Annotated in this window: 26 protein-coding genes; 12 read left to right on the top strand and 14 right to left on the bottom strand. The window is 60.5% G+C overall.

Annotation, left to right across the window (positions count from 1 at the left end; all coding sequences use genetic code 11):
* Positions 1 to 195 precede the first annotated feature (195 nt).
* Together JF539_RS01800 and JF539_RS01795 are read right to left on the bottom strand one after the other, a co-directional pair.
* Complete coding sequence (locus JF539_RS01800; protein ID WP_207138613.1) at positions 196 to 417, bottom strand: hypothetical protein; 222 nt, start codon at positions 415 to 417, stop codon at positions 196 to 198.
* The gene (locus JF539_RS01795; protein WP_209016956.1) at positions 408 to 911 is read right to left on the bottom strand and encodes a group III truncated hemoglobin; all 504 of its coding nucleotides are present in this window, start codon (positions 909 to 911) and stop codon (positions 408 to 410) included. Before JF539_RS01795 ends, JF539_RS01800 begins: the two co-directional genes overlap by 10 nt.
* A gap of 95 nt (positions 912 to 1,006) precedes the next feature.
* Here JF539_RS01795 and JF539_RS01790 point away from each other — a divergent pair, with 95 nt between their 5' ends.
* Positions 1,007 to 1,444, top strand: coding sequence for an RrF2 family transcriptional regulator (locus tag JF539_RS01790; RefSeq protein ID WP_207138610.1), 438 nt, complete (start codon positions 1,007 to 1,009; stop codon positions 1,442 to 1,444).
* A 144-nt stretch (positions 1,445 to 1,588) separates the two neighbouring features.
* On the opposite strand, the gene phnE is transcribed toward JF539_RS01790, so the two are convergent.
* The 4 genes from phnE to JF539_RS01770 all read right to left on the bottom strand — a co-directional run bounded on the left by phnE (position 1,589) and on the right by JF539_RS01770 (position 5,565).
* The gene (gene phnE, locus JF539_RS01785; protein WP_207138608.1) at positions 1,589 to 2,422 is read right to left on the bottom strand and encodes a phosphonate ABC transporter, permease protein PhnE; all 834 of its coding nucleotides are present in this window, start codon (positions 2,420 to 2,422) and stop codon (positions 1,589 to 1,591) included.
* A gap of 94 nt (positions 2,423 to 2,516) precedes the next feature.
* Positions 2,517 to 3,509, bottom strand: a complete 993-nt coding sequence (gene phnD / locus JF539_RS01780; protein WP_207138606.1) for a phosphonate ABC transporter substrate-binding protein — start codon at positions 3,507 to 3,509, stop codon at positions 2,517 to 2,519.
* A gap of 24 nt (positions 3,510 to 3,533) precedes the next feature.
* Positions 3,534 to 4,409 (bottom strand): phosphonate ABC transporter ATP-binding protein, encoded by an 876-nt coding sequence (gene phnC, locus JF539_RS01775; RefSeq protein ID WP_207138597.1) that lies wholly within the window; start codon positions 4,407 to 4,409, stop codon positions 3,534 to 3,536.
* A gap of 208 nt (positions 4,410 to 4,617) precedes the next feature.
* Complete coding sequence (locus tag JF539_RS01770) at positions 4,618 to 5,565, bottom strand: hydroxyacid dehydrogenase (RefSeq protein WP_207138595.1); 948 nt, start codon at positions 5,563 to 5,565, stop codon at positions 4,618 to 4,620.
* 190 nt (positions 5,566 to 5,755) lie between these two features.
* On the opposite strand from JF539_RS01770, the gene JF539_RS01765 reads away from it, so the two are divergent.
* Both JF539_RS01765 and JF539_RS01760 read left to right on the top strand, forming a co-directional pair.
* Positions 5,756 to 6,619 carry an isocitrate lyase/phosphoenolpyruvate mutase family protein gene (locus tag JF539_RS01765; protein ID WP_207138593.1) on the top strand — a complete coding sequence of 288 codons (864 nt, stop codon included), beginning with the start codon at positions 5,756 to 5,758 and terminating at the stop codon, positions 6,617 to 6,619.
* Between the two features lie 97 nt (positions 6,620 to 6,716).
* Positions 6,717 to 7,619: a LysR family transcriptional regulator gene (locus JF539_RS01760; RefSeq protein WP_209017133.1), complete on the top strand. Its 903-nt coding sequence runs from the start codon at positions 6,717 to 6,719 to the stop codon at positions 7,617 to 7,619.
* Between the two features lie 140 nt (positions 7,620 to 7,759).
* Here the strand turns inward: JF539_RS01760 and JF539_RS01755 are convergent, their stop codons facing one another.
* From JF539_RS01755 to JF539_RS01740, 4 genes are all read right to left on the bottom strand, one after another.
* Positions 7,760 to 8,449, bottom strand: a complete 690-nt coding sequence (locus JF539_RS01755) for a Crp/Fnr family transcriptional regulator (protein ID WP_207138589.1) — start codon at positions 8,447 to 8,449, stop codon at positions 7,760 to 7,762.
* Positions 8,450 to 8,710: 261 nt separating this feature from the next.
* Complete coding sequence (locus JF539_RS01750) at positions 8,711 to 9,508, bottom strand: ChbG/HpnK family deacetylase (RefSeq protein ID WP_207138587.1); 798 nt, start codon at positions 9,506 to 9,508, stop codon at positions 8,711 to 8,713.
* A 127-nt stretch (positions 9,509 to 9,635) separates the two neighbouring features.
* Positions 9,636 to 11,138, bottom strand: a complete 1,503-nt coding sequence (locus JF539_RS01745) for an ArnT family glycosyltransferase (RefSeq protein ID WP_209016955.1) — start codon at positions 11,136 to 11,138, stop codon at positions 9,636 to 9,638.
* A 24-nt stretch (positions 11,139 to 11,162) separates the two neighbouring features.
* A complete protein-coding gene (locus JF539_RS01740; RefSeq protein ID WP_207140772.1) occupies positions 11,163 to 12,290 on the bottom strand; it encodes a glycosyltransferase family 2 protein in 1,128 nt (375 codons plus the stop codon).
* Positions 12,291 to 12,927: 637 nt separating this feature from the next.
* Between JF539_RS01740 and hisS the strand changes: the two genes are divergently transcribed.
* The 6 genes from hisS to JF539_RS01710 all read left to right on the top strand — a co-directional run bounded on the left by hisS (position 12,928) and on the right by JF539_RS01710 (position 19,697).
* Entirely contained in the window at positions 12,928 to 14,394 is a 1,467-nt protein-coding gene (gene hisS, locus JF539_RS01735) for a histidine--tRNA ligase (protein WP_207138585.1), read from the top strand.
* Positions 14,395 to 14,397: 3 nt separating this feature from the next.
* Positions 14,398 to 15,552: an ATP phosphoribosyltransferase regulatory subunit gene (locus JF539_RS01730; protein WP_207138583.1), complete on the top strand. Its 1,155-nt coding sequence runs from the start codon at positions 14,398 to 14,400 to the stop codon at positions 15,550 to 15,552.
* Positions 15,553 to 15,555: 3 nt separating this feature from the next.
* Positions 15,556 to 16,524 carry an ATP phosphoribosyltransferase gene (hisG, locus tag JF539_RS01725; protein ID WP_207138581.1) on the top strand — a complete coding sequence of 323 codons (969 nt, stop codon included), beginning with the start codon at positions 15,556 to 15,558 and terminating at the stop codon, positions 16,522 to 16,524.
* 520 nt (positions 16,525 to 17,044) lie between these two features.
* Entirely contained in the window at positions 17,045 to 17,569 is a 525-nt protein-coding gene (locus tag JF539_RS01720; RefSeq protein ID WP_207138579.1) for a hypothetical protein, read from the top strand.
* Positions 17,570 to 17,583: 14 nt separating this feature from the next.
* Positions 17,584 to 18,639, top strand: coding sequence for a hypothetical protein (locus JF539_RS01715; protein WP_207138577.1), 1,056 nt, complete (start codon positions 17,584 to 17,586; stop codon positions 18,637 to 18,639).
* A 92-nt stretch (positions 18,640 to 18,731) separates the two neighbouring features.
* A complete protein-coding gene (locus JF539_RS01710) occupies positions 18,732 to 19,697 on the top strand; it encodes an AraC family transcriptional regulator (RefSeq protein WP_207138575.1) in 966 nt (321 codons plus the stop codon).
* Between the two features lie 21 nt (positions 19,698 to 19,718).
* On the opposite strand, the gene JF539_RS01705 is transcribed toward JF539_RS01710, so the two are convergent.
* Both JF539_RS01705 and JF539_RS01700 read right to left on the bottom strand, forming a co-directional pair.
* Positions 19,719 to 20,393: a DNA-3-methyladenine glycosylase I gene (locus JF539_RS01705; RefSeq protein ID WP_207138574.1), complete on the bottom strand. Its 675-nt coding sequence runs from the start codon at positions 20,391 to 20,393 to the stop codon at positions 19,719 to 19,721.
* Positions 20,394 to 20,534: 141 nt separating this feature from the next.
* Positions 20,535 to 21,242 (bottom strand): protein phosphatase CheZ, encoded by a 708-nt coding sequence (locus JF539_RS01700; protein ID WP_236042325.1) that lies wholly within the window; start codon positions 21,240 to 21,242, stop codon positions 20,535 to 20,537.
* A 308-nt stretch (positions 21,243 to 21,550) separates the two neighbouring features.
* On the opposite strand from JF539_RS01700, the gene JF539_RS01695 reads away from it, so the two are divergent.
* From JF539_RS01695 to clcA, 3 genes are all read left to right on the top strand, one after another.
* Positions 21,551 to 22,273: a DUF2927 domain-containing protein gene (locus JF539_RS01695; RefSeq protein WP_209016954.1), complete on the top strand. Its 723-nt coding sequence runs from the start codon at positions 21,551 to 21,553 to the stop codon at positions 22,271 to 22,273.
* Positions 22,274 to 22,503: 230 nt separating this feature from the next.
* Positions 22,504 to 23,262 carry a L,D-transpeptidase gene (locus tag JF539_RS01690; protein ID WP_207138570.1) on the top strand — a complete coding sequence of 253 codons (759 nt, stop codon included), beginning with the start codon at positions 22,504 to 22,506 and terminating at the stop codon, positions 23,260 to 23,262.
* A gap of 166 nt (positions 23,263 to 23,428) precedes the next feature.
* Positions 23,429 to 24,787, top strand: coding sequence for a H(+)/Cl(-) exchange transporter ClcA (gene clcA / locus JF539_RS01685; protein ID WP_207138569.1), 1,359 nt, complete (start codon positions 23,429 to 23,431; stop codon positions 24,785 to 24,787).
* A 109-nt stretch (positions 24,788 to 24,896) separates the two neighbouring features.
* Here the strand turns inward: clcA and JF539_RS01680 are convergent, their stop codons facing one another.
* Together JF539_RS01680 and JF539_RS01675 are read right to left on the bottom strand one after the other, a co-directional pair.
* Entirely contained in the window at positions 24,897 to 26,144 is a 1,248-nt protein-coding gene (locus tag JF539_RS01680; protein ID WP_207138567.1) for a CaiB/BaiF CoA transferase family protein, read from the bottom strand.
* Positions 26,134 to 26,607 (bottom strand): PaaI family thioesterase, encoded by a 474-nt coding sequence (locus JF539_RS01675; protein WP_207138564.1) that lies wholly within the window; start codon positions 26,605 to 26,607, stop codon positions 26,134 to 26,136. Before JF539_RS01675 ends, JF539_RS01680 begins: the two co-directional genes overlap by 11 nt.

Genomic DNA, 26,607 nt, shown 5'->3' with positions numbered 1-26,607 from the left:
CTTCGCTCACGCCTTTCTCCCTCCTGTCTCGTGCCGGGAGAGAGTAGCCACGGGCGCGCGGCGATAACAAGTGGGCTGTCAGATCACCAGCATCAGGACCGCCATGATCCACAGGGGAAGCGGAGCGGCAATCCAGATCAGCACGATCGGCAGCCCGCGTTGCAGCAATTGCGACGTTTTCATTCCGATGTCTCCTTAACGAAGGAAGGGCAGCTCCATGACCGTCATCACTGCAAGAGCAGCAATGCCGGTCAAAAAGGCGAATTTGGCGCTGTCGATCAGCGTGCGGCCTGCAATGTCCAGTCTGGGGACCGGCAGAGAGCGGGAGTCGAGATACATCGACAGCAGCATCAGCGAAAAAACCGCGAACCAGACGGCGACGAGTACCTCCGCCGCCAGAACGACCGTTACCAGCATGATCCACTCCATTCGTTTTGTTGAGATGTCAGTTCCGGAGGCGGCACCGATCCGGCATGGCCGAAGGTGGCCAGCCACAGGCTCTGCGCGATCCGTTCGGCGACTTCGACGATCTCGTCGGCAAGATCGTGGCGAAACAGCTCCCGGACCACCGGCCGGAAGACGGCAAGCCATTCGCCGTAATCCGCGCTGACCAGTTCTTTCTGTTTCAGGTGCGCCGGAACCGGTTTGCCCTTGTAGGCCCCGTTCTTCATCAGTATGGACTGCCAGAAGGCTTCCATCCTGGGCAGATGCTCCTGCCACCTTCCCTCCAGACGGCGCTCGAAGATGTCCCCCAGACGCGGATGCTCACGGATGCAGCCGTAGAAGGTGTGGACCATCACATGGATCGATTTCTCGTCCACGGTCTCAAACCGCAACAAGCGGTCTCCCGTGTCCGGGACGGTCCGTGGTTTCAGCTTGTACCTGTCCGTATCGGATCTGCGCGCGCTCATCGCCGCCTCCAAACATTCATTTAATATGCATCTTTTAAATGCCACAGGCGCACGCTAAAATCAACATCTAAGATGAATGTTTTTGGAGTCGGGTCATGCGCCTCAGTCAGGCCAGTGATTTTGCCTTGAGAATTCTGATGGCGACCGGCCAAACGGGCGAACCGCAGACCGTCGACAAGCTCGCCGCCGCGCTCGGCCTGGCGAAGTCCCATGTCATGAAAATCGTCGCGCAGCTGGCGAAGGCCAACTATCTGGACACCACGCGCGGCCGCGGCGGCGGCATCCGGCTCGCCAGATCGCCGGAGGATATCCGGATCGGCGACGTGGTGCGGCTGATCGAACCGGATCTGGGCGTGGTCGCCTGCCTGAAACCGGAGGCCACGTCCTGCGCCTTCCTGCCCCGCTGCGCCCTGAAAGGCGCCATGGCTCAGGCGTCGGAAGCCTTTCTGGACAGCCTCAACCGCCAGACGCTGGCGTCAATTCTGGTGGGGACGCAGTTGGCGGTGCCGGTCGAGAGTGGAAACCTGGACTGACAGCTTGTCCGGCGATCCGTTTCCCCTTCGCTATCGCCCATCGAATTCGCACGGCAGCAGAGAATGAAAGCCGAGGGTATCTGGAAAACGCGGAGCTATTCATATGGAGGTTATCCAAATGCCAAAAGTTTTGGCACGCAGCATCTAAATGAGCTTTTTCCGTAGCCAGGAGGAAATGATGTCGGTCAGCGTCACGGAGATTATGATCACGATGATCACGGCCGATGCCCGGTCGTACTGAAAAGCGCGAAAGCTCTCATAGAATGTAAATCCGATGCCGCCTGCGCCAACGATGCCCAGCACAGTCGCTGAACGGACCGAGGTTTCAAATCGATAAAGCGCAAGACTGGCCCAAAGGGGAAGAACCTGTGGGATGACACCATATATGATCTCCTGCAGACGTGAGGCCCCGGTCGCTTCGACACCTTCCACGGGGCGGCAATCTACGGCTTCGACGGCCTCGGAAAACAGTTTCGCAATGATCCCGAGATTATGGATGAAAAGTGCCATGACCCCGGCAAAGGGTCCCAGACCGACAGCCGCGACATACAGAATTGCAAAAACCAACTCGTTGATTGCGCGCGCGGCATCCATAAGACGGCGCATGGGCTGCACAATCCAGACCGGCGCAATATTGCCTGCGGACAGCAAGCCGCAAGGAACGCCGAAAACAAGAGAAAGCGCCATACCCCATAGCGCAATCTGGATGGTTTCGAGCATTTTACCCAGCATCTGTCCCAGATCCGTGAAGTCCGGGCGGAGGAAGTCCGAGATGAACATGGCCATGTTGGCGCTGTCGGTGAACAGATAGGTCCAGTTGAAGACCTCGGCGGGCTCGTAGGACAACCCCAACAGCACCAAGACCAAAATCGCGATGCATATCGTTGGCAGACGCTTTTTCCAATCAGGTTTCAGCTGCAATTGGATGGCGGATGAAAGCTCAGGCAGGCTGCCTCGGGGATTTGAAGCCTGTGACATTGGCACGCTCTTTTGTTTTGCCGGGGGATCATGAAAGGGCGGCGGATTGCCTCCGCCCTTTCCGAAGCTTGCTTGCGTATCGGATATTCGCAGATCAGTACCCTGACCGACCGATGATCGCAGCCATCTCGTCCAATCGTGCGAGCTCTTCCTCGGCGGCTTTTACACCCGCCTCGTCCCCGGACTTTTCGGCTTTAAGACGAGCCTTGAAAGCCTCAATCTGGCGCACATCAAGCAATTGCGCATTGGAAGATGCGAGGAACGGACCCCATCCATCTGACAGATTGGAAAGAACCGTGCGTTCCTCTTTAACTTTCTCCAGGTCTCCGAAACGACCGTACTGCATGAAAAAATAATAAATTTTCTGCTTGGCTTCGTCGCTCAGATCACCGCGCCAGACGACAGGATCGGAGGGGATCAGCGGCGAACGCCAAATCTCTTTAATCTGTGCGGCGGCTTCAGGATTGCTCTTGGCCAAGCGCGCATAAATGGATTCGGTATTGTTTGTCGCGACATCGACCTTACCGGTAGCAACCGCCAGCGCGTTGCCTTCATGGTTTGAACTGACAACCCGATCAAAACAGTCCTCGGGGGTCTGGTTGTTGAGCGCCCAGACATAGTAACCCGGGATGGCGAAGCCGGAGGTCGAATTCGGGTCACCATTCCCGAAAGTCAGCGTTTTATCGCAGGTCAGCACGTCTTCCAGAGAGTTCAGCGGGGAATCGACGTTTGCAATCAGCAATGAATGATAGCCGCGAGAGCCGTCATCCTTGATAGTCTGTGCGAAAACTTCCCCACCAGCGCGATCAACGGCGACAATGGCAGCCTTGTTACCATACCAGGCGACATCGACTTTACCGAAACGCATGCCTTCGATGACACCGGCGTAATCCGTTGCAAAAAACGGTTTCACCGGCACGCCGAGAAAATCCTGCATATCCTCCAGAAAGGGCCCAAAAGAACTTTCGAGTGCAGACGAGCTCTCGGTGGAAATGATCCCGAAGTTGATCTGCTCGGGCATTTCTGCGTGGGCGAAACAGCCACTCGCGACCAGAGTTGCAGCGGCAGTAAATAGTTTTTTCAGCATGTGAATTTCCTTTGCGTTGGTGGTTCAGAGTGCCGTTTCAGGTCTTCTTTTTGTTGGGAAGCGCATACCGGCAGCATCGGTTTCGGGCGGCATTGCTATCGCCATGTCCTGCTTGGCAGGACGCAGAGCGCGACGGGCGTTGGTGTCTTCGATCCCGTAAATCGCCCGCAGCGCCTCTTCGCCGATGTCATGTGGGGAGCCGTCATGCACGATCCGGCCGTCCTTCAATGCCAAGATGCGGGAGCAATACTGAAAGGCGTAATCGATCTGGTGCAGGGAAACGACGATCGTCACCTTGTCGCGCCGGTTGATTTCGCACAGCAGCCCCATGACAACATCTGCAGACTTCGGATCGAGAGAGGCGATGGGCTCATCAGCCAGCACAAGCCTGGCCTCCTGGGTGAGAGCCCGTGCGATGGCAGCGCGTTGCTGCTGACCGCCAGAAAGCGTGGAGGCCCGCTGACGGGCCAGATCTACGATCCCGACCCGCTCCAGGGCGCGAAGCGCCCGAATGCGATCCTCTATCGAAAACAACCCGATGGTTCCGCGCAGACGGCTGACCCGTCCCAATCGACCGAGAAGGACGTTGGTCAGGAGAGACAATCTGTTCACCAAGTTGAACTGTTGGAATATGACACCAACATCTCGGCGAACGTTGCGGGCAGCGATCAGGCGTTTCCCGCCGCTCTGCACCTTCTGGCCCAGGATTTCTATTTCCCCCTCGTCGCGGTCGATGGTTTCGAACCCCGAAATCAGGCGGATTAAGGTGGATTTTCCGGACCCGGAAGCACCGATCAGACCAACCAGCTCACCAGGCGCAATACTGAGATTGATATCATTCAGTACGGGTGCGGAACGGCTGAAGGACTTGTTGACATGACGTATGCGAAGCGCGGTCATCGCTGCTCTCCAAGGACACTTGAGACCGCGACGTGCTGCGGCCTTCCAGGTCACCGAGCTACGCTGTGTATGTGACGACTGCGCGTCACATTATCGCGTTTTGCGATGCATGCCTTTCCAACAGCGAATGACAATTGAAACTAAAAACGCCGCATGCCCTGATAGGCCACGCGGCGCGCAAGTGCTGTAAACTGAAAACCGGGACAAGTCAGACCGAGTTGACGGGTGGCTTTCCGTCGAGCACCCTGAGCAACTGCTGCGCCGCAACCAGCGAGGCACGGGCCTTGGTTTCCACTGTCGTACCACCGATATGGCAAGTGCCTACAAAGGTCGGGAGCGAGAAAAGCGGATGATCCATTTGAGGCGGCTCTTTCTCAAAGACATCAAGTGCAGCCCCGTAGATTTCTCCAGTCTTCAAGGCGGAAAACAATGCGGCCTCATCGACGACGCCTCCACGCGCCGTGCTGACCAACATCGCACTCCGTTTCATGGTGCGTAACTGTCGCGTCCCGATCAAACCGGCGGTTTGCGGGGTCAGCGGCGCATGCACCGAAACCAGATCCGCTCTGGACAAAAGCGGGTCCAGCTCGCGCGCACGCTCCACCTCGGCAGTTGCAGACAGTCCTGCCCAGAGAGGCTCCGGAAGTTGAGGGTCATATCCCAAGATGGTTGCACAAAACCCGTGTTTCCATATATTTGCGACCTTTGTGCCGATATGACCAAGACCGATCACCCCGACAGTTTTACCCCATAGTCCCTGTCCTTCGAAATCCTCACGCGAAGTGACTTCCCCAAGCCGCAAGCTGCGATCGCAGACCGGGATGCGCCGGGCCAATGCCAGGGCGAGCCCGACACTGAGTTCCGCGACGCTTTCGGCGTTTGCGCCGGGCGTATTCATAACGATGACGTTGTGCCGATGAGCCGCTTCGACATCGATCTTATCGACACCTGCCCCCTGTTTGCATATCGCCTTCAGGCGCCGACACGCCGCAATGTCGTCTGCGGTGATACGGCTGGTGCTCCGGACGATGACCCCGTCTGCCAACTCTCGCCAGCTTGACACATCGGGGTGATCCCAACGGACCACCTTTGACTGGGAACACAGCAGTTTCAGTCCCGGTTCCCCGATCGGATCAAGAACAAAGACATTTTTCATGAGAAAATCCCTTCACGCAGGTTCATGGCGCTTGTAGCCCTTAACTGCTGAGAACCGTTTTGGGCTATTTTCGAAATCGCAAAACCCGATGCGAAAGACCGAAAGCTGCAATGAGTTCCCTTGCCTCATCCTCCACGAGAACTGAAAAGGAATTTGTTTTTCCAAAAGACACAAAGGCGAATGCGACCCGATGAAACCCCTCTCTTCCCTCCTTTCAGAAAGCCCCCTGATCCAGGCAATGGCGGCCCATTCACCTCTCTCTGCAAGACTGGCACAAGAGGCGGGCTTTGATGCGATCTGGGCCTCAGGGTTCGAGCTGTCCGCTCTCTATGGCCTGCCCGATGTCAGTCTGACCACGATGACAGAGCATCTGTCGATGACCCGCGCGATGGCTGCCCAGGTGACCTGTCCAGTTATTGCCGACATAGACACAGGCTTCGGAAATGCCGTGAATGTCGATCATGCCGTGAGAGAATATGAACGCGCCGGAGCATCGGCAGTGGTCATCGAGGACAAGCTCTTTCCCAAGGTCACCAGCCTTGTGGAAGGTGGCCGTCAGGAGCTTTTGAGAACAGAAGAGTTTCAGGGCAAGATCGAAGCCGCCTGTAATGCACGCGACAATGGCTGTTTCAAGATCATCGCCCGCACCGAGGCTCTGATTGCGGGCCAGGGCGTCAAAGAGGCGCTACGCCGCGGATATGCTTACGCTCAAGCAGGCGCAGACCTTCTTTTGGTTCATTCCAAATCGAAAACACCTGATGAAATCGAGGCGTTCATCGAAGGGTGGACAGACCCGTGTCCGCTTGTGCTTGTACCCACCTCCTATCCGGAAATGACAACCGAGCGGATGAGCCGCTCTGGCAAAGTGGCAATAGCTATATGGGGAAATCACGCAATTCGTGCGTCGGTCAAGGCGATGCAGGACTGCTTCGCACGGATCCGGCGGGAAGGCGGAATTCTCAACGTTGATGCAGAGATTGCGCCTGTCAACGAAGTGTTTCGCCTTCAGAAGATGGAGCGGGTCCGCATGTTGGAGAAATCCTATCTGCGTTGAGCGCGGAATCTCGATCCGTAAGGTGCCGGATGATGCGTATCATGATTTGTGCTATGCGGGCGGGAAGCAAAACCCGCGTGGATGGTAGATCTTGGATATGCACAGTCGTCTGCACGATGTACCTCTCAATGCGGTGCGGGCCTATTCCGTGATTGCCAGAGAACTGAGCGTCACCAAAGCAGCAAAGATCCTTGGCATCACCCAAAGCTCCGCCAGCCGCCATCTGGCCGTTCTCGAAGATTATCTCGGTGCCACGCTGGTCGAACGACAGGGGCGCTCAATCAGGCTCACCGCATACGGTCAGAGGTTTGCCGATGCTGTTCGTGACCCGATCGACTCCATTGCCTTTTCGGCGCAGCTGATGCGTCGTTCCGAAGGTAGCGACCGGCGACTGACGGTACGCACGTCCATCGGAACCTTCGCGCAGGAGTTCATCATCCCGCAGCTTTCCGACTTCCTGGAAACCTATGATGCGATCGTGGACTTTGACAGCAATCTGGCCAAACCCGGCTTCGCCGATACCTTTGATGTACTGCTGACCCGCGACTTGGCGCTTGATGAGCCTGGTGACGAATGGAATGTGCTGGAGGAACACGTTGTGTGTGCCGGGGCGCCACATCTAATACAGGGCCAGGATGTGTCAGTAATCAACCGTGTGCCGCTGCTGATGGTAAACTCCCGTCCCGACATTCTGCCGCTTTGGCTTGCCGCGACTGGACAAACGCAACAGGAAATTCGGTTCGGAGCCCGTTTTCCCCATCACCACCTCGCAATTCCGGCGGCAGCCACAGGCCAAGGGCTCTACATTGGGCCGGAAAGCTATGTGTATCAGGCCGTGAATCAGGGCAGGCTAAATGTGGTGGCAGGCTCGAAAGTGCCCACCGGCATGACATACAGGGCCATCGCATTGGACCGCAGCAGCAATCCTCAACTGGCGCACGATTTTTGCCGTTGGCTTGTGAGGCTGGCGCGCAAAACCTTGGTGGATGCGAACCACTGATCTGCGGCCTCTTTCCAGGCAACGATCAGAAGGCCGGTCGGCGAACGTCGTTGTGGAGAGAGACACCACCCCAAACTTTTCTTTTTCCCGAAGACCGAAATCCGGCACGCGCCACGGCCGGACCTCATTCCCCACAGGCGCTAAAGCGTCGACGCCTGTTCCAGAAACTCGACCTGCTCCAGGCAGTAATAGCCGGAGATCCGGCTGATCGTGCCGGAGCGTTTCCAGTCGTTGAGGACCCGGCTGACGTTCTCGCGCGCCGCGCCGGCCATGTTGGCGATGTCGGCCTGGCTGAGCTTGTAGTGGATCAGGATACGGCCGTTTTCCAGCGGCTTGCCGAAGGTTTCAGACAACTGCAGCAGGGTCTGGGCGACCCGGCCGGGAAGCGGCAGGAAGGAACGCGCGGCGAGAACGTCGTTCGCGTGGCGCAGACGTTTGCCGACGATTGACAGCATGTGTCGGTAGACCGCCGGGTTTTCGTCCGAAAAGCGCTGGAAGGCAGCCTTGTCGATGAAGGCAAGCTGCGCCTCCTTCAGGGCGCTGACCGTTGCGGATCGGGGACGGCCGTCCAGCAGCGCCAGTTCGCCGACAAGGTCGCCCGGACCGAGCACCGCCAGAAGCTGTTCGTCGCCTTCCACCGACAGAAGCGAGACTTTCAGGGAGCCGTCCAGCACCGCGTAGCAGCCGTTTCCGGGATCGCCGTTTTCAAAAAGCACCGTTCCCGCCGGGATCTTCATGGGCCGCGCAAGACGCGAAAGGCCAACGGCCAGGTCCGGTTCAAGCCCTTCCAGCGAAAAGCTGTTCTTCAAGAAGTCTTTTATTTCCGCCACAGCTACCCCCTGCCGGTTGACGCTGACATCTTCCCTAATTGCCGCCCAAACGCAATCGTGTGATGCCAATCACGTGCATTCGATCAAATTAGCCCTATATAAATGTACATGGAAGCGGGTTACCCCTCCCTCTTCCGGCCTCCACGAAAAACGGTCCTGTTCCCCGCAGGGCCGTTTTTTCGTTTCAGGGCTTTGGAAGAGTGTTCCTGCACACCCTATACAAACCGCCATCAAAGCAAACCCATCGGGTCGCGGCGCCTCTTAATTCAAGAATACGTCCTTCTTTTCCAAAGTGTGGAAGAAGCGAACGCTCGCCAGCACCTCGTACTGGCACTCCCGGATCGCGACTTTCTTTCTTGGTTCGTCCCGATTGAGCCGTTCGTCCGGCCGTCCCGGGATCGCGGCGACGAAGCTGCGATCGCTCATGCCGTCGAAATGGTTCAGCAGGAGACGATGCAATTCCTCCGCATCGCTCGTTGCCGGCAGCGGATCGGCCTTCGGCAGCATTTCCAGGCCGAACGACTTGGCGATCCGCGCAAGACGCAGCGCCGTCAGGCCCGGGTTGACGGGCGACACGACGAGCGGCGGCGTTTCATAGTCGGCGTGCGCGATTGCCTTGAAGACGATCCGGGCCAGCGAGGTCCGTGACAGCAGACCTTCGCGAACGGCCACGAAGTCCGGCTGACGCTTCATGAGCACGCTGTAGCGGGCCAGCTGCGCCTGCGCCTCTTCCAGAAGCAGTTCGTCCGGCAGAAGCCTCAGGAAAGCCCGCCGGTGGATCTGCCCGCTGCTGAGCATGCGGCCGCCATAGATCTCCTGCATCCGCGTACTGACCGGCGCGACCCGGTCGCCGCTGAAGGCGAGCGTCACGCCGAACATCGCCTTCTTGCCAACCTTTTCGACCGTCTCCTGCAGCGGTCGGAACTCGCGCGGCCACAGCTCGGTCGCCACCAGCGCGCCAAGCGCGCTCAGGCGACCGTTTTCAACCAATTCGCGCAAGGCCCTGTCCACGCCGAAGGCGAGGCCGTAATCCAGAGCACCGAGGGTAATTCGCTTCATCAAGAGTCGGGAACGATTCACGCAGAGGGTAGTAGGTTCCCCGAAACCTGAATCATAGATCATGTCATTTCAAGGCTTACTTTCCGTGACCATGAATTTTCTGCCGGAGCATTTTTGAGGTCAGAGCTTACCGGCGATAGGGAATCGGCTCGAATACCGGCCCGATACGGCCCTCTACCTTGTAGACGTTCAGTGTCTCCAGCGGCACGCCGTCGACCTCGCGTACCAGTTCAGCGCGCTTTTCCACCTTGGCGAAGGACTTCCTGAGCAAGCGTGCATTGTCCCGGCGCTTCTCCGTCACATAAATGCCGGGCCGGTCAAACAGATCCATGGACGGCTGCGGCGCCATCACATACCGGATGCGCTCGGTCAACTGGATGACGGGAAGGCCATCTTTCTGGAGAAAGTCGAGCTGGCCGTTCAGGCCGTAGCTGGTGGTCGCGACATAGTTCGCCTGCTCGGCTTCGGCGATCGCACGAAGCTCTCGCCCGATCTCGGGCCAGCCGCGCAACTGAAAGGTCGGGTCCTTGCGGGCCAGTTGGCCGGTGAGCGGAGAGACCGCATGGAACTGGACCAGGACGGCGGCAAGCATGCCAACCAGGATTCCACCGATGGCGAAGCGGGGCCAGAACCGTTGCCCGGCCCCGCATCCGGCGACGAAACTGGCGGCCATCATCGCGAACGCGGGAAAGAGCGGCGCCGGCCAGTTGGCCTGAACGCGGGCATGGAACGCGTGGACAATCAGATAGAAAAAGAACGGCAGGCTGGTCAGTAGAACGAGAGACGCCGCGCTATCCTTCCGCTTGAGCCCCTTGAGGAGGATCCCCGCCCCCATCACGCTCAAAACCGCCGTGAGCGGATTGAGCAGGCCGAAAAGCGCGCCCAGATACTCGAAAATATACTTGAACGTGAAGCCGCCGTTGCCCGCGCGCCCGAACTGCTTTTCGAAACTCAGCCAGTCGTGGGTCTGATTCCAGTAAAGCACCGGCGCAAAGCACAGAAGCGCGATCAAACCGCCCGCCCAAAGCTGCCAGGAGGTCCACCAGCGGCGGGCTTCCGGCACCCACAAGAGCCAGAGCACGATGCCGGCGCCGAGGAAAAGGACAGAGTATTTCGACAGCAGGCCGAGCCCTGCCATGAGACCGACGGCGAGCCACCAGTTGGCGTTTTTCGAGCGGCTGAGTTCGGCCAGCGCCCACAGGCTCAGGCCCCAGTAGAAAACGGATGGCGCGTCCGGCGTCGCCAGAATACCGCCGATCCCGAGCAAAAGCGTGGTGTTGAGCAGCAGCACCGACCAGCCGGCGACGCGCCGGTCAAAGAGAATGGCCGCCGTGCGCCAGAGCGCGAGCGACCCGGCGAGCCCCATGAGGACCACAAGCGCCCGCACCGCGAACACCGTATCGCCGAAGAGCATCTGGCCCAGCGCGATCCACCAGCCGATCATCGGCGGATGATCGTAATAGCTCAGGGCCGGATAAAGGCCCCAGATCCGGTAATAGGCCTCGTCCTCGACGAAGTGGGCGTTGCCGGCGGCAAAGAGTTTTACGGCCGACAGAATTCCGACAATGACCAACAGCCCCGCAGGCCGAAGAAAAAACGGCAACTCCGCGGATGTAGGCTCTTTGCTCAAAACGAGGTCTCGAATGTTTCTTGATCAGCTCTTGCGCCAGGTCAGCGCGGAGCTTGCGGCGTAGTTCCAGACCGCGCCCATGATCGCGCCCGCCGTTCCGGCAAACCACCAGTAGGCCGGGTCCGCATAGATCAGGTTGGCGACGCCGACATTGGCGAGAACGCCAACCGAACACACAGCGTAGAATGTGAAAAGGCCGATCAGCGCCCGGAGGCCGCGCAACCTGCGGTCCCGGTAGGTAAGCTGGTTATTCAGGAAGAAGTTGGTCGTCATGGCTACGAAAGACGCCGCTGTCTGCGCCAGATTGAACTCCACCCCGCCGAGCAGGAACACTCTCAGCGCCGCAAGGTGAACGAACAGGCCGCTGGCGCCCACAAGGCCGAACATCAGAAAGCGGACAGAGACGACGTTGCCGAAATATTTGGCCAGCAGCAGGCCGAAATAATCGAAGGTCACCAGGGTATCGAGCTTGCTCTCGCCATGCTGGCGCTCGCGGAAGGTGAAAGGCAGTTCCTTGATCTTGAGCGCACCGCCGGCGCTCGACACCAGATCCAGCAGGATCTTGAAGCCCTGCGAGGACAATTTCGGCGCCAGCGCTTCCGCCTTCTCCCGGCGGATCATGAAGAAGCCGCTCATCGGGTCCTTCAGGGTGACGTTCAGGAGTTTCTGCGCCAGTCCGTTGGCGATGTTCGAGCCCCAGGCGCGAATGGAAGACAGGCCCTCACCAACGGTTCCCCCCTCGACATTCCGGCTGGCGACAACGAGATCCGTATCGCCGCCTTTCAGTTCCGCGAGCATCTTCGGCAGCATGGTCTCGTCGTGCTGAAGGTCGGCGTCCATCACCGCGACATAGGGTGCGGACGAGGCCAGCATGCCCTCGATACACGCTCCGGAAAGGCCACGCCTGCCAATGCGCCGGATGACGCGCACTTTCGGGTCGATCCGCGCAATGTTTCTGGCGACCTCCGCCGTGCCGTCCGGAGAATTGTCGTCGACGACGATGGCTTCCCAGGCAATGCCGTCCAGGGCAGCCTTCAGGAGATCGATCAGGATCGGGATATTCTCGGCTTCGTTGAAGCTTGGCAGGATCACGCTGAGTTCGGCGGCATCCGCGGCCGGGACGGGATTTGGAGCGCCGCCACCACTGGTCATCTCATCCGCCAAGCTCACCGCATTTTCCATTCGCACTCCGCGTCCGCCGGTTCGAGGCGCTTTCCCGCCATTCGGCTTCCGTCTGACAAAATCGCGCGGACAATAGCCCGGCAGAAATTAAAAACAAGAAAAGACAGATGGTTTTCCAACCGCATCCCTTGGCTTTGCCGCCTTTTGCGCGGCGACTGTGCGCGAAATGTGGCCTACCTGAGAAATTGTCATCCCGGCTACAGCGCAGCGGAAGGCCGGGATCTATGCCATAACCATATTCCTCCGTTGTCACCCCGGACGAAGCGCAGCGGAGATCTGGGGCCCACTCGCCTCTTGACCTAAAAAACGGTTGCTATGTTCGCAAGCCCCACGTGATAAACCTGCCAAGCTCTGCAAATGAGTAGGTCCCGGGTCTCGCTACGCTCGCCCGGGGTGACACGCATTTGTTGGGACACGCTGAAATTCCGGCACTTCTCCGAGAAATTGGCTGTGGCGTGTACACTGCTCCCTCCCCTTCCACCTTTCCAGCCGTCTTGCCCTAAAGCCCTGTTTCGTCTAGGACAGCCGCAACATGCTTGGCGCCGGACGCCGGGGCTTTTCGAAAGCCTTGAAACCGGCGCGACACTCGCCAGGATCCAAGGACTTCATGGCCAAGAAACCGAACAAACTGAAGGCCCGGCTGCCCCGGGGCTTTGTCGACCGTTCCGCCGCCGACATCCGTGCCACGGACGAGATGCTCGCCAAGATCCGTGCGGTCTACGAGCAATACGGCTTCGATCCGGTCGAAACGCCGGCCTTCGAATACACGGACTGCCTCGGCAAGTTCCTGCCTGACACCGACCGGCCGAACGCCGGGGTGTTTTCCGTGCAGGACGACGACGAGCAGTGGATGAGCCTGCGCTACGACCTGACCGCCCCGCTCGCCCGCCATGTGTCTGAATTGATCAACGAGATCCAGCTTCCCTACCGCACCTATCGGGCCGGCTGGGTGTTCCGCAACGAGAAACCGGGACCGGGCCGGTTCCGCCAGTTCATGCAGTTCGATGCCGACACAGTCGGCGCGCCCGGCGTCCAGGCGGACGCGGAAATGTGCATGATGATGTCGGACACGATGGAAGCTCTCGGCATTCCGCGCGGGCAATACGTAATCCGGGTGAACAACCGCAAGGTTCTCGACGGCGTTCTGGATTCCATCGGTCTCGGCGGTGAGGACAACGCCGAGCGGCGCCTCACGGTGCTGCGCGCCATCGACAAGCTCGACAAGTTCGGCATCGAGGGTGTGCGTCTGCTTCTGGGCAAAGGCCGCAAGGACGAAAGCGGCGACTTCACCAAGGGCGCGGAACTGGACGCCGCAGCCATCGACACCATCGCCGCTTTCGTTTCCGGAACGGGATCTCTCGAGAATGAAGGGATTTCGGAACTGAACACGATGGCCGCGATCTTCGCCTCCTGCGGCTACGGCGAGGACCGCATCAAGATCGACCCTTCCGTCGTCCGCGGCCTGGAATATTACACCGGCCCCGTCTACGAGGCCGAACTGCTGTTCGACGTGACCAACGAGAAGGGCGAAGTCGTCCAGTTCGGGTCCGTCGGTGGCGGCGGGCGCTATGACGGGCTGGTCAAGCGCTTTACCGGCCGAGACGTTCCGGCGACCGGCTTTTCCATCGGCGTGTCGCGCCTGATGACCGCGCTGAAGAACCTCGGCAAACTGGGTACAGCCGACGTCGTCGCCCCGGTTCTGGTCACCGTCATGGACGGCGATGTCGCTGCGCTCGGCAAGTACCAGAAAATGGTGCAGGACCTGCGCCAGGCGGGCATCCGGGCGGAGATGTACCAGGGCAACTGGAAGAAATTCGGCAACCAGCTGAAATACGCCGACCGGCGCGGCTGCCCGGTGGCGGTCATCCAGGGCTCCGATGAGCGCGAGGCGGGCGAGATCCAGATCAAGGATCTGATCGAGGGCAAGCGGCTGTCGGAAGAGATTACCGACAACATCACCTGGCGCGAAAGCCGGCCGGCGCAGGTCACCGTCAAGGAAGCCGATCTGGTAGAGACCGTGCGCGGACTTCTGGACGGTCACGAGGACGACCGTAAACGGGCAAGCGAGGGCTGAACGATGACTTCCACGGGAGGAAAACCGGAGCTCGCCCCCACTGCGATTGACGCGGTGCTGGACCTGTTCAAGGCGGCGGGCCATGCTTTCGTCAGCCCACCGATCCTGCAACCGGCCGACGTCTTTCTGGACCTGACGGGCGAGGACATCCGCCGCCGGCTGTTTCTGACCAACGGCACGGACGGCGTGGACCTGTGCCTTCGGCCCGATTTCACCATCCCCGTGTGCCGTCATCACCTGGGCCTTGCCGGCGCCGGTCTACCGGCGGCCTATTGCTATAACGGCCCCGTCTTCCGCCAGCGACCGAACGGACTGGGCGAGATCCCACAACTTGGCGCGGAGAGCCTGGGTCGGAGCGATATCGCGGAGGCGGACGCCGACCTTCTGGCGCTTTCCGTGCAGGCGCTCGATCTCTTCGGCGTCAGGGACCGGATCATCCGCATCGGCGACGAGACGATCTTCGCCGCCATTCTGGAAAAACTCGACCTGCCCTCGGTCTGGCGCCGCCGTCTGCGCGACCTCTTCGGCGAAACCGACAGACTGTCGGCGGCGATCGGCCGGATGGCCGGAGGCTCCACACCGGACGACGACAGCCGCGACGTTCGGCTCGGGTTCCTGTCCGCGCTGGAAGGCGCCGACCCGGCAGCCGCCCATGCGGTGGTCGAGGATCTCCTTTCCATTGCCGGGATCTCCGCCGTCGGCGGGCGGACGCCAAGCGAAATCGCCGACCGCTTCCTGGAACAGGCCGCCCTTGCCAGCGGCGCGCAAGGCCATGACAAGGCCGCCGAAACGCTCAACGCCTATCTTTCGCTGAAAGCAGACGGTGCAACGGCCTCCGACATGCTGCGCGGCTTTGCGACTGAATTTTCGCTGGATCTGGAAACGCCGATCGCCGCTTTCGCGAAGCGTCTGGAAGCTTTGGCCCGGAAAGGCCTCGACCCGTCCAGCCTGACGTTTTCGGCGGAATTCGGCCGGCGTCTCGATTATTACTCCGGCTTCGTCTTCGAAATTCACGCGCCGGCAAGCGGTGTCGAGGGTCCTCTGGTCGGCGGCGGGCGCTACGACAAGCTCGTGACCCTTCTGGGCGCGGAGAACGACGTTCCGGCCATCGGTTTTTCCATGTGGCTGGACCGCATCGCCGAAAGCTCAGAGGGCTGACCCATGACCAAGCTGATCATCGCCATCCCCTCCAAGGGCCGCCTCCAGGAAAACACCCACGAGTTCTTCGGCCGCGCCGGCCTGAAGGTGCTCCAGCCCGGCGGCGCCCGCAATTACCGCGGTGCGATCAAGGGGCTGCACAATGTCGAGATCGCCTTTCTGTCGGCCTCCGAAATCGCGCGCGCCCTTTCCGAAGGCTCGGTCCATTTCGGCATTACCGGGCTCGATCTGGTTCATGAGAACATCACCGATCCGGTGAACACCGTCCATATCGTGACCCCGCTCGGCTTCGGTCCGGCGGATGTGGTCGTCGCCGTGCCGAAAGCCTGGATCGACGTGGAAACCATGGCGGATCTTTCCGACGTCGCCTCCGATTTCCGCAACCGGCACGGCCGCCGTCTGCGCGTCGCCACCAAATACGTCAACCTGACCCGCTCCTTCTTCGCCGGGCACGGCATCGCCGATTACCGGATCGTGGAAAGCGCCGGAGCGACCGAAGGTGCGCCGGCCGCCGGTTCGGCGGAGCTGATCGTCGACATCACCACCACCGGCTCCACCCTTCAGGCCAACAACCTTAAGATCCTGACTGACGGCGTGATGCTGAAAAGCCAGGCCAATCTGGTCGCCTCGCTGAGCGCCGACTGGTCGCAATCCGCCCTTGCCGCCGCACGCGCGATCCTGGACCGGGTGGCGGCGGAGGAAGCCGCGCGCAACGTCAAGCTGGTCAAGGCCCAGGTCGACGACCGGACCCAGGCGCTGAGAGCCGTCAGCAATGTCGGCGCCGTGCAGCGCTTCGCCGACAGCGGCGACAGCCACCGCGTCAACGTGCTCTGCCCGAAGGACGCGGTCGCCGACTGCGCCAAGCTTCTGATCGAGGAAGGCGCGGAAACGGTCACCGTCGAAACGCTCGACTACGTCTTTTCGAAGGACAATCCGCTGTTTTCTCCACTGAAGGAGAAGGTTGGCGGGTGAGGCCGGTAGGCTTCACGGCAGCAACTCCCCGGACCGTGTCCAGATCCGAGACCAGTTCAACCGCTGAAGAATAGGTCCTGGCTCAAGGCTTAGGCTCTGCCTTTTGCCGTCGGGCCTCGCAATCCCCTTCGTGGTCACCCCGGACGCAGCGGAGCGAAGACCCGCGGCCCACTCATTTTCAGAGCGAAGTGGAACAAAATCCAGCGTTGCCAACAGGAAGGGCGAGTGGGTCCCGGATCTGCGCTGCGCTTGTCCGGGATGACACCGAAGAAAATGGCGGGTTCCCCAAGTTTGCGCCTCTGAACTCAAGACCGGGCCAACCAAGTACTCCAAAATCGTTGACGGCATGCGCCGGCCCGACCCACGCGGAGGACACACTTCCGATCCTGGCGCCCCGGCCTTGCGATACCCAAAACCCATAACAAAAATCCCGTTTTGCATAAGATTTTGGGAGCCCGTGCCTCTGGACAGGCACTTATGGTGCGCGCACGAAAGCTCATCCGTTCCAGAAGGAGTTCGCATGCGGACCGTTGTTCTTACCGCTGTCTTGTCGGCCGGCATTCTGACCGGTTGCAATTCCACGCTTCCCTCTCAGGAGGAGTGGACACAGGCAAACAAGTTTCTGGCGGACAACGCCTGGGACGGTTCGAAGGCGTCGACGGGTCCGGTCCTGGCCGCGAATTCAAAGCGGAAAGTCGTCCGCAACGAACAGCATGAGGCCATCGCCGGCGTTCCTCTGGAAGTCGGAATTCGCTGGAGATTGAACAAGGACTGCTCGCCGCTCCCGGTGAAAGTCCGGATCGTAAAGCCGCCCCGCTATGGCCGCGCCTATGTTCAGCCCACCAATTTCTTCCTGCCGAACAGGTCAGTCGACGGGCGCGGCGCGGCGACCATGCAACGCTGCGCCGGCCTGCGCAGCACCGGCCAGGCGATCTACTACCAGGCCCCTCCGGGCAAAGGGAACTACTACGATCACTTCTCGATAGAGACGAACACCGGACTGCGGTTCAACTACAAGATCCTCGTCCAGAAACCGGTCGGCTGAAAACGGTGGGCGACATGAGACTGCTGCCTTTCAAGCCGCTGACGCTTTTCCTTGCAGCGCTACTGGCCCTGCCGACGAGCGCCAGCGCCGACGTCATCGTCCTGGATAACCAGGCTCTTCCCCCAGAGTTGCGCCTGTCGGGCCAGTGCGGTGTAGAGATCTCCGGTCCCATCGACGGTGACACCGTCGCCCGGTTCAAGGACACCTTCCGGGATCTGGCGGCTCAACCCGACGCGGCGTTCGAAGCGGCCGGGGAATGGGGGTTGAATGTCTGCCTTGCCGGCGAAGGAGGCGACAATGCCGCCGCAGTCGATCTTGCCAATTTCTTCGCGGACAGGAAGATCGGCACCGTTGTCGGCCCGGGACAGACCTGCACGGGTCCCTGCGCCCTGGCTTTCATGGGCGGCACCATCGATTACCCGACCGGCGTCGGGCCGCTCAGGGCAATGTCGCCCAGTTCGGTTCTGGGCTTTTCGCTCGATGCCGGCGAAACGGAGCAGTCCAGTGCGACAGCTTACCGGGCCTTGTACGAGATCCTGACAGCCGGCAGCATCTCGAGGGACCGAAACGGCGCGGTCCATTCGGTTCACAGACGCTTTCCCATCGAAGTGACGCTGGAACTCTTGCGCAATACGGGCGGTCCAGGGTTTTTCATCGACACGCTGCACAAGGCGGCACTCCTGGACATCGCGCTGATCGGCGTCCCCGGTGCGTCCCTCAACGCTCAAGGCCTCGCAACCCTTTGCGAAACGGCCTATCTGCTCAACTCGGAGATGCCCCTTGCCGGGCCTGTCGGCAGACTGCTTGAAGGCATCGGCCAGGAGATTTCTCCGGTCGAACCGGTTCTGGGCCAAAACGCGTTCGGCGCCACGACATTCAATTTCTCCTGGGGAGCGATGCATCCGATCGACTGCAGCGTCCTGCCACTCGATCCCGGAACCTATCTCGTCAGCACCGGCGACATTTCGTCGGACGATGCAAGGTCCCGAGTGCTCAAGGCCTATAACGGGTTGCCGCTTTCAACCGGATTGGCCGAAGTCGGAGCGCTGATGGACACCATCACCCAATAAACTTTGCGAAACATGCCGTACAACGTGGACGATTGTTTCGAAAATGCGTAACTTTTCCGCCATTGCCGAACCTGAAGGCGGCGGGAGAAGAAATGGCGCAGTCATCCATCGATTGGCGGGTTCTGGAAGACACCAGAAAGCGGGATGCGTTCCGGCTGACAGACATCAAGGAGCTGACCGCGGACTATGGCAGCGTTGCTCTGGAACGCCTGGTCGTCGGACCCGGCATCGTCGCGAATGTCTCGGAAATCAAGGCCAAACGGCCTTTTCAGCTAACAACCGACATCCGCGAACAGGGAGACTGCCTCTGCCTGCAGTCGACGCTTGCCGGGCACTATGCCCTCGATGTGGAAGACGGCGTGAACGCACGTTACCAGGCTGGAACGTCAACCGCGCACGGCCTGCCGGGCACTGTGGCGACCTTTTCCTTTCAGGCCAATTCCGCTCTCAGGATGATCACCTACACCTTGTCGCGCGACGAGCTCGACAACCGTCTCACTGGCGTTGTGCCGCACAGGTTCCAGCACCTTCTGGAGGACGAGGGCTTAAGGACCGGTCAGGTTCGCAGACAAAATCCGGCCGCTCTTCAATATCTGGGCGCCAGCCTGTTTCAGGAAAAGCTCACCGGATCCTTGCGCGCCCTGCAGGTTGACGGAATGGCGCGCGTGCTGCTCGCCCACCTGCTCGACGATCCCGGCGCCGAGAACATCGCGAACACCACCCCCGTGCCTCCCCGTGTCAGGAATGCCGTTCATGACATCCGCGACCGGATTGTCTCGGATCCCTTGAACCTGCCGGATCTTGAGACCCTGGCAAGAGACACCGGGATCGACCGGAAGACCTTGAACCAGGCCTTCAAGACACTTTTCGGGTCGACCATTTTCGGTTTCGCCAAGGCGCAGCGGCTCGATAGCGCGCGCCTCAGCCTTCTGGACGGGTCCCGCGTGCTGAAGGAAATTGCCCATGAGGCGGGCTACGCCCATGTTTCGAATTTCGTCACCGCCTACAAGAAGCGTTTCGGAACGACACCCGGCTCCGACACCCAGGGCGCCGGATAGAAGTAAACCTTCGTCAGACGATCAGACCGGCCTCAGGAAGTCCGCCCGCGCCTGCTCGACCTTCTCCCGGCAGCAGCAGCCTTCCAGGTGGTCGTTGACCATCCCCATGGACTGCATGAAGGCGTAGACGGTGGTCGGGCCGACGAAACTCCAGCCCCGCTTCTTGAGATCCTTGGACAAGGCCGTGCTTTCCGCCGTCTTGCCGAGAGTTCGGGCGGTCTCGAAATCGAGCCTGGGCGGGCGGTTTTCCGGCTTGGGTTCAAAGGACCAGAAATAGGCGGCCAGCGACCCGAATTCGGATACCAGGTCCAGCGCGCGCTTCGCGTTGTTGATGGTGGATTCGATCTTCTTTCTGTGGCGGACAATCCCGCTGTCCTGAAGATACCGCTCCACATCCGCTTCGGTGAAGACGGCCACCTTCTCGAACTCGAAATTGGCGAAGGCCGCCCGGAAGGCCTCGCGCTTGCGCAGGATCGTCAGCCAGGACAGGCCTGACTGAAACCCCTCCAGGCAGATTTTCTCGAACAGGCGCCAGTCCTCGTCGACCGGCCAGCCCCATTCGGTGTCGTGATAGCGCTGATAATCGTCCAGACCGCCGTGCCACCAGCAGCGTTTCAATCCGTCCGTGCCTTCCAGAAGACCGGTCACCGGATCGCGTTCAGGCTTTGCAGCGGTTGCGGATTTCGTGTCGGCCATGGCCCCTCGAATATTCACTGTTTGTTCTCAACTCATACCGCTACGGTCCGGAAAGCGCAAGACACCGGAGACCGCTTCCAGGGTCCGGACATGAAAAACCCGGCGCGAGGGCCGGGCCAATCTTGCGTGAGACAGAAAAACTCAGGCGAACAAGGCGTCGATATCGTCCTGGGAGGCGACATCCACGTCGCTTTCCAGCGACGGGCCGTTGAGGAGAGCCGCGTCGCCTTCCTTGACTTCCCGCTCGTCGACTTCGATGTCCTTGAATGTCTCGATACCGCCCCAGATATCCATCATCTGGATGATACGGTCCTCGACGAAGCGCAGCGTGGCGACGACTTTCGTAATGCGCTGACCGGTCAGATCCTGGAAGTTACAGGCTTCGAAGATCTGAACGACCTGCTCCTGAATGTCGGATGTGAGTCCTGCATCGTCCCGGTCGACCCGGCCGGACAGGGTATTGGCTGTTTCGTCGATGAATTCCGCCGCGGACAGAATTCTTTCCGTCGCCCCTTCGGTGCCGACCACGACCGCATCCAGCTCGTTGGTGACCCGTGTCATTTCCTCGCCCTTGGAGCCGGTCGTGACATGCAGGGTCGCGATTTCCTTCTTGGTCTGCGCGATCGCCTCGTAAATCGAGTCGAGTTCGACCTTGAGTTTCGCGGCTTCCGACAGTTCCTTGCGGAACTCGGACATGAACTTTTCGCTCATCTCCTGTGGATCCACCGCCTGCTGTGAACCCCCGCCGCCTTTGCGGATCATGGATTTGAGGCCGGCGATCTCCTCCAGAATCTCCTGGTGGCGGCGCTCCTCAACGAAGAGAGGGTCTTCCTGAGCTCCGGAATGCATTCGTATCAGGTTTTCCGCCCGAAAAGATTTCTTCACCGCGGCCATGCCGTCTCCCGTCCCTTGCCCCTGGGGCGTTTCTTAGCGCAACAGGCTTCAGTTATAACCGGCGAAGTTTAAAGAATTGTTTTTTCAAGAATTGCAGGAATTTACAAGGGCGGCATCCCGGCGGTAACGGTTTCTTTGCTTCCCTCTTCAAGACGCTTTGGCTATCTTCTGCGGCACCTGGAAGGGACCGGCTTGACCATACGCTTGGGTGGCGGCCTCGAAGGGACAATGCCGAAAGGGTCACAACGGTTTTTCAAAGCTCAATGACATCCATGCGTTCGTTCCTGACCATCCTCTCGATTGCCTTGCTCTTCGTTCCGCTTCCGGCACGCGCCGCAAGCGACTCCTTTTCGACCGAGGAACTGATTGCCGGTTTCGAAAAAACCGTCTTCGGGCTTGAATACCGAAGCTGGAGCTGGCGGCCGTACCAGGTCAAGAAATTCACCAAGCCTGTTCTTTTTTACGTACACAATCTTTCGAGGCGCGACCGGCGGAACACGGTCCACCGGTTCATACGTGAGATCGGCAACCGGATCGGCGGCCTGACAACGGCTATCGCGAAGGATCCTGCGCGCGCGAATTTCGAGGTCTATGTTGTCGACCGTTCGCAGTACGAGCCGGTGGTCAAGAAGGATGTCTACAAGAACGACCGCGCCCGGGTGCCAGGCAGATGCCTTGTCCGGGTGGTCTCCGGGTCGCGCGGCATCAAGCGCTCCGCGGCGGTGATCGTCTCCGACGAAGGCGAGTTCCTTTTCAAACGCTGCCTCGTGGAAGAACTTCTGCAGGGTCTCGGCCCCATGAACGACGATTCGGAACTCATTCATTCCGTGTTTAACGATTCGTCCCGCCACAGCCGGTTCACGGTGTTCGATCAGCTCATCCTGAACATGCTTTACGATCCGCGGATCAAACCAGGCATGTCCATGAAGCAGACACGGCAGGTCCTGCCCCTGGTGGCCCGCGATGCCCGCAGGCGGGTGCGTTAACCAACCTTTTTCCGAAAGAGCAAGGTTTTCAATCCCGTTCGCGGCAGCCTAATTCCACGCGCCGTGACGGCTAGGACTTTGTTAAGCCTGTTCCTCAACCAAGCACTAACCATAAGAAACAATTACCGGAATTCCACGTTCGGGATTCACTTTTTGGCTTCCTGCCTCTGCCTATCATCGTTGCCAATCCGTTAACCGGCGTGGTCGATGACAAGTTAAAGAGTGCTGCCATGGTGTTCGTTCAAAGCGTTTCCTCAAAGGTCCGGCTCGTCGCCGGCGCCCTGTTTGCCGTTTCCGTCCTCAGCGGCGGAGCAATTGCCGGCCAGGTGGCGCCGCCGCCGCTCGTTCTCAGTCCGAACCTGACCGAACCCTGGGTTCTGCAGCTGCAGCCCGGGGCAGCCCGTCGTGTTCAGGCGCCCGTTCAGCAGCGCCGCTACCAGCCGCGCCAGGTTCAGCAGCCGCAGGTCCGTCGCGCGAACTGGTGGTCGCGCAGTCTCGAGCCCGCCCCCCGGGCACAAAGACGGACGCAGCAGACACGGCAGGTCGCGCCGCAGTTCCTGCCGACCATCGTCAACTACACGGGTTCGCGCAAACCCGGCACGATCGTGATCGACACCAATGAGCGCTACCTCTACCTCGTGCAAAGGGATGGCACGGCCCGCCGCTACGGTGTCGGCGTCGGCAAACCCGGTTTCGAATGGGCGGGCACGCACAAGATCACGCGCAAGGCGGAATGGCCGGACTGGCGGCCGCCGGCGGAAATGCGCAAACGGCGCCCCGACCTGCCGGTGCACATGGCCGGCGGCCCGCAAAATCCGCTCGGCGCCCGCGCGCTGTATCTCGGCTCCACGCTTTACCGCATTCACGGCTCGAACCAGCCGTGGACCATCGGTCATGCGGTCTCCTCGGGCTGCATCCGCATGCGCAACGAAGACGTGATCGACCTCTACGAGCGTGTCGGCGTCGGCACCACCGTCCATGTGATCTGACCGTGGTCCGGGCCGCCGGACCAATTCCCAGTCAAGCAAAACGCGCGGACACTCCGCGCGTTTTCCGTTTGGCCGAGAAGGCTTTTCTTGAACGGCCTTCCCTTTCTTGCAGTTTGACCCCAGAATTCTCCCGGCCCGTTTCAACGGCCGCTCCGTGAGCCCTGATATGACAGACCGAATCCGCCCCTTTGCGCCGGGCTCCGATGCCGCGTATTTCCTGAAGGCCGCTGTCGTCGGCATTCTCGTTGGCGGCCTGTCGACCGGATTCCACTCGGGAGTGGAATTCCTGCTTACCCGCTATGCGGCCTTGAGGGCCGAACTGGGTGGCGGAGCCCTGTCTTATGCCGTGTCGATTGCCGTATCGGCCGCCTGTGTCAGCGCCGCCTTTCTGCTTGTCCGGCGGGTTGCGCCGGAAGCGGCGGGAAGCGGCATCCAGGAAATCGAAGGCGCCATGGAGAACAAGCGCCCGCTGCATTGGCCCAATGTGCTCTTCGCCAAGTTCTTCGGCGGGCTCCTGGCACTTGGGTCCGGGCTTGTGCTTGGCCGCGAGGGGCCGACGATTCACATGGGCGCGATGACCGCCGAAGCGCTGGCCAGGTCCCATGCCATCCGGCCCGACGATCACAAGGGACTTCTCGCCTCAGGCGCCGCCGCCGGCCTCGCCGCCGCCTTCAATGCGCCGCTCGCCGCCATCCTGTTCATCGTGGAGGAAACGCGACGCCAGTTCCCGTTCAACTACCGGACCTATATGGCGGTCATCATCGCCTCGATCCTGAGCGCGGCGATAACGGAGGAACTCACGCATATCGGGCCGCTGCTTCTGGTGAACGTCACCTATGTTCCGGTCTGGAGCTTTGCCTTGCTGGCCCTTATGGGCGTTTTTCTCGGCGCGCTCGGCGTGTTCTTCAACCGGGCGCTGATCGCTGTCATGGACCTTTTCCTGAAGATCCCATCCGGATTCCGCTGGCTGCCGGCGCTGGCGATCGGCGGGGTTACCGGTGCCCTCCTGAATGCCCTGCCGGAAGCCACCGGCGGCGGAGAGGATCTCGTCCACGGCCTGATCACCTCGCACCACGGAATTGGCGTCCTGATGATCCTGACGCTTCTTCGTTTCAGCGGGGTGCTGTTTTCCTACGCCTCGGGCGTGCCCGGCGGCATCTTCGCACCGATGCTGTCGATTGCGACCTGTGCCGGGCTTGCTTTCGGCGTCGCCTCGATCGACCTTTTTCCGCTCGAACCGGATTTCCGCGCCGCCTGCGCCGTCGCCGCGATGGGCGGGTTCTTCGCGGCCTCCGTACGAGCCCCGCTCGTGGGTGTCGTGCTGGTCATGGAACTGACCGGCGCCTATGCCCTGATCATGCCGGTGCTGGTGACCTGTACGACCGCTTCGCTGACGGCCCACCAGCTCGGCGGGCGCCCGGTCTACGAGGAGCTCCTGGAACGCACCCTGCGGCTCGCCGGCGAGAAACCGGACGACCCGGCCGACGGAAAAACCCCGGTTCAGCTGGGAACGCGGGAAAGCTGACCGCCTGGAAAATTCCGGATCCGCAGCTTGCGGAGCCTCGACTGGAGACGTGAGATGCTGCGCCCGCCCCGCATCGGCCGGGCCGTTGCAGGGACCGGAACGATCCGGCTCACAAACCGTCCATCTTTCGGTCTCCGAATTGAACGATGCCTTCCGAGGCGAGGTCCTGCAATTCCTCTTGCTCCAGATCCAGATACTGCTTGAGTACGGAATAACTGTCCTCTCCGAGAAGAGAAGGGGCCGTGGAAGGCGCTTGCCGCGCGTTGCCGAAGCGGATCGGGTTTCCAACGAGATCCATCTCGCCGACCACCGGATGGGAAACCTTTTCCACGAGCCCCCGCTTCTGGACATGTTCCTGTTGCAGCGCTTCTGCGACGTCCAGTATGGGCGCGTTCGGGACATCGAATTCCGCCAGACGGTCGAGCCAGTAAGCCGTCGTGTCCTGCCGCATGCGTTCGCTGATCAGGGGCTCTAGCTGATCTCGGTTGGCCAGCCGGTCCTGGTAAAGCACAAAACGCGGATCCTTTGTCAGGTGCGAGAGGCCAAGGCATTCGGCAAAATTTATCCAGAAGCGTTCCGTCAGGCACGCGACGATGACATGGCCGTCCCTGGTCTTGAACGAGCCGTAAGGAACGATGCTCGGATGCTGGGTGCCGATCGGTTGCGGAGCCGTCCCGGTGACGAAGAATATCTGCGACAGGTACCCCAGCATGGCGATCAGCCCGTCGAGCATGGCGACATCGACCTTCTGGCCCCTGCCGGTCCGACCGCGCTCGACCAGCGCGGCCAGAATGCCGAACACGGAAAAGATGCTTCCGGCCATGTCTCCCAGAGGCAGGCCAAGCTTGTTCGGAGCTGCTCCCGGTTCCCGGTTGACGCTCATGATCCCGGACAGCGCCTGGGCGACAATGTCAAAGGCAGGCTTGTTCGCCAACGGGCTGTCGTCACCGAAGCCGGTTATCGAACAGTAGATCAGCTCAGGACGGTCGGCGGAAAGCGTTTCGTAGTCCAGGCCCAGGCGCTCCATGACTCCGGGGCGGAAATTTTCCAGGACGATATCGCAGTGACCGGCGAGATCCCTGGCGATCTTGTTGCCCCTGGGCGACTTGAGATCGAGCGCCAGGCTCTTCTTGCTGCGGTTGAGCGCGATGTAATAGTGGCTGAGAGGCCCCTTGAACGGCGGAAAATTGCGCGTTTCGTCGCCGCTCCCAACCGGCTCGACCTTGATGACTTCCGCGCCAAGGTCCGCCAGCACCATGCTCGCGTAGGGCCCCGAAAGAATGCGGGAAAAGTCGAGGACACGAACGCCGGACAAGGGTCCCCTCCGGCCGGTTTCAGGTTGATTGCTATCGCTCATCTTGTTTCTCTGCGGTCTGGTCTGAGACAGGTGCCGAGGTTCTTCGGATCGGCTTCATGACGGCTGAAGCGGATGCGATCGCCTTGCCGGAAACCGTGACGTCCGCATCCAGAAAGAGCAGTGACTTCGTACGGTGCCTCATGGCCACCCGTGCCTCCAGCCTGTCTCCGGCTTTTGCCGCTTCGAGATAGCGCAGGTCCACCTGAACGGTGACACAGGGCACCCTCCCCGTCGCCTCCCAGGCAACCATTGCGATGGCGTGGTCGACCAGGCTGGCCGTCACGCCGCCATGAAGCACCCCTGCCGGGTTGGTGTGGCTCTCGTCCGTGTGGAGACCGTAGATCCAGGAGCCGTTCCGCCTTTGCGCCAGCAACGGCCCGGCCCGGTCCATGAACCCGCCGATCTTCAGTTCCTTCCAGCCGTTCTCCTCCGCGCGCCCATCCTCCGAGGCGTCTCCTGTCAT

Source organism: Roseibium aggregatum (assembly GCF_017309185.1).
GTDB lineage: Bacteria > Pseudomonadota > Alphaproteobacteria > Rhizobiales > Stappiaceae > Roseibium > Roseibium aggregatum_B.
The sequence above is the reverse complement of the archived record's forward strand: the minus strand, read 5'-3'. Positions and strand labels throughout refer to the sequence as shown.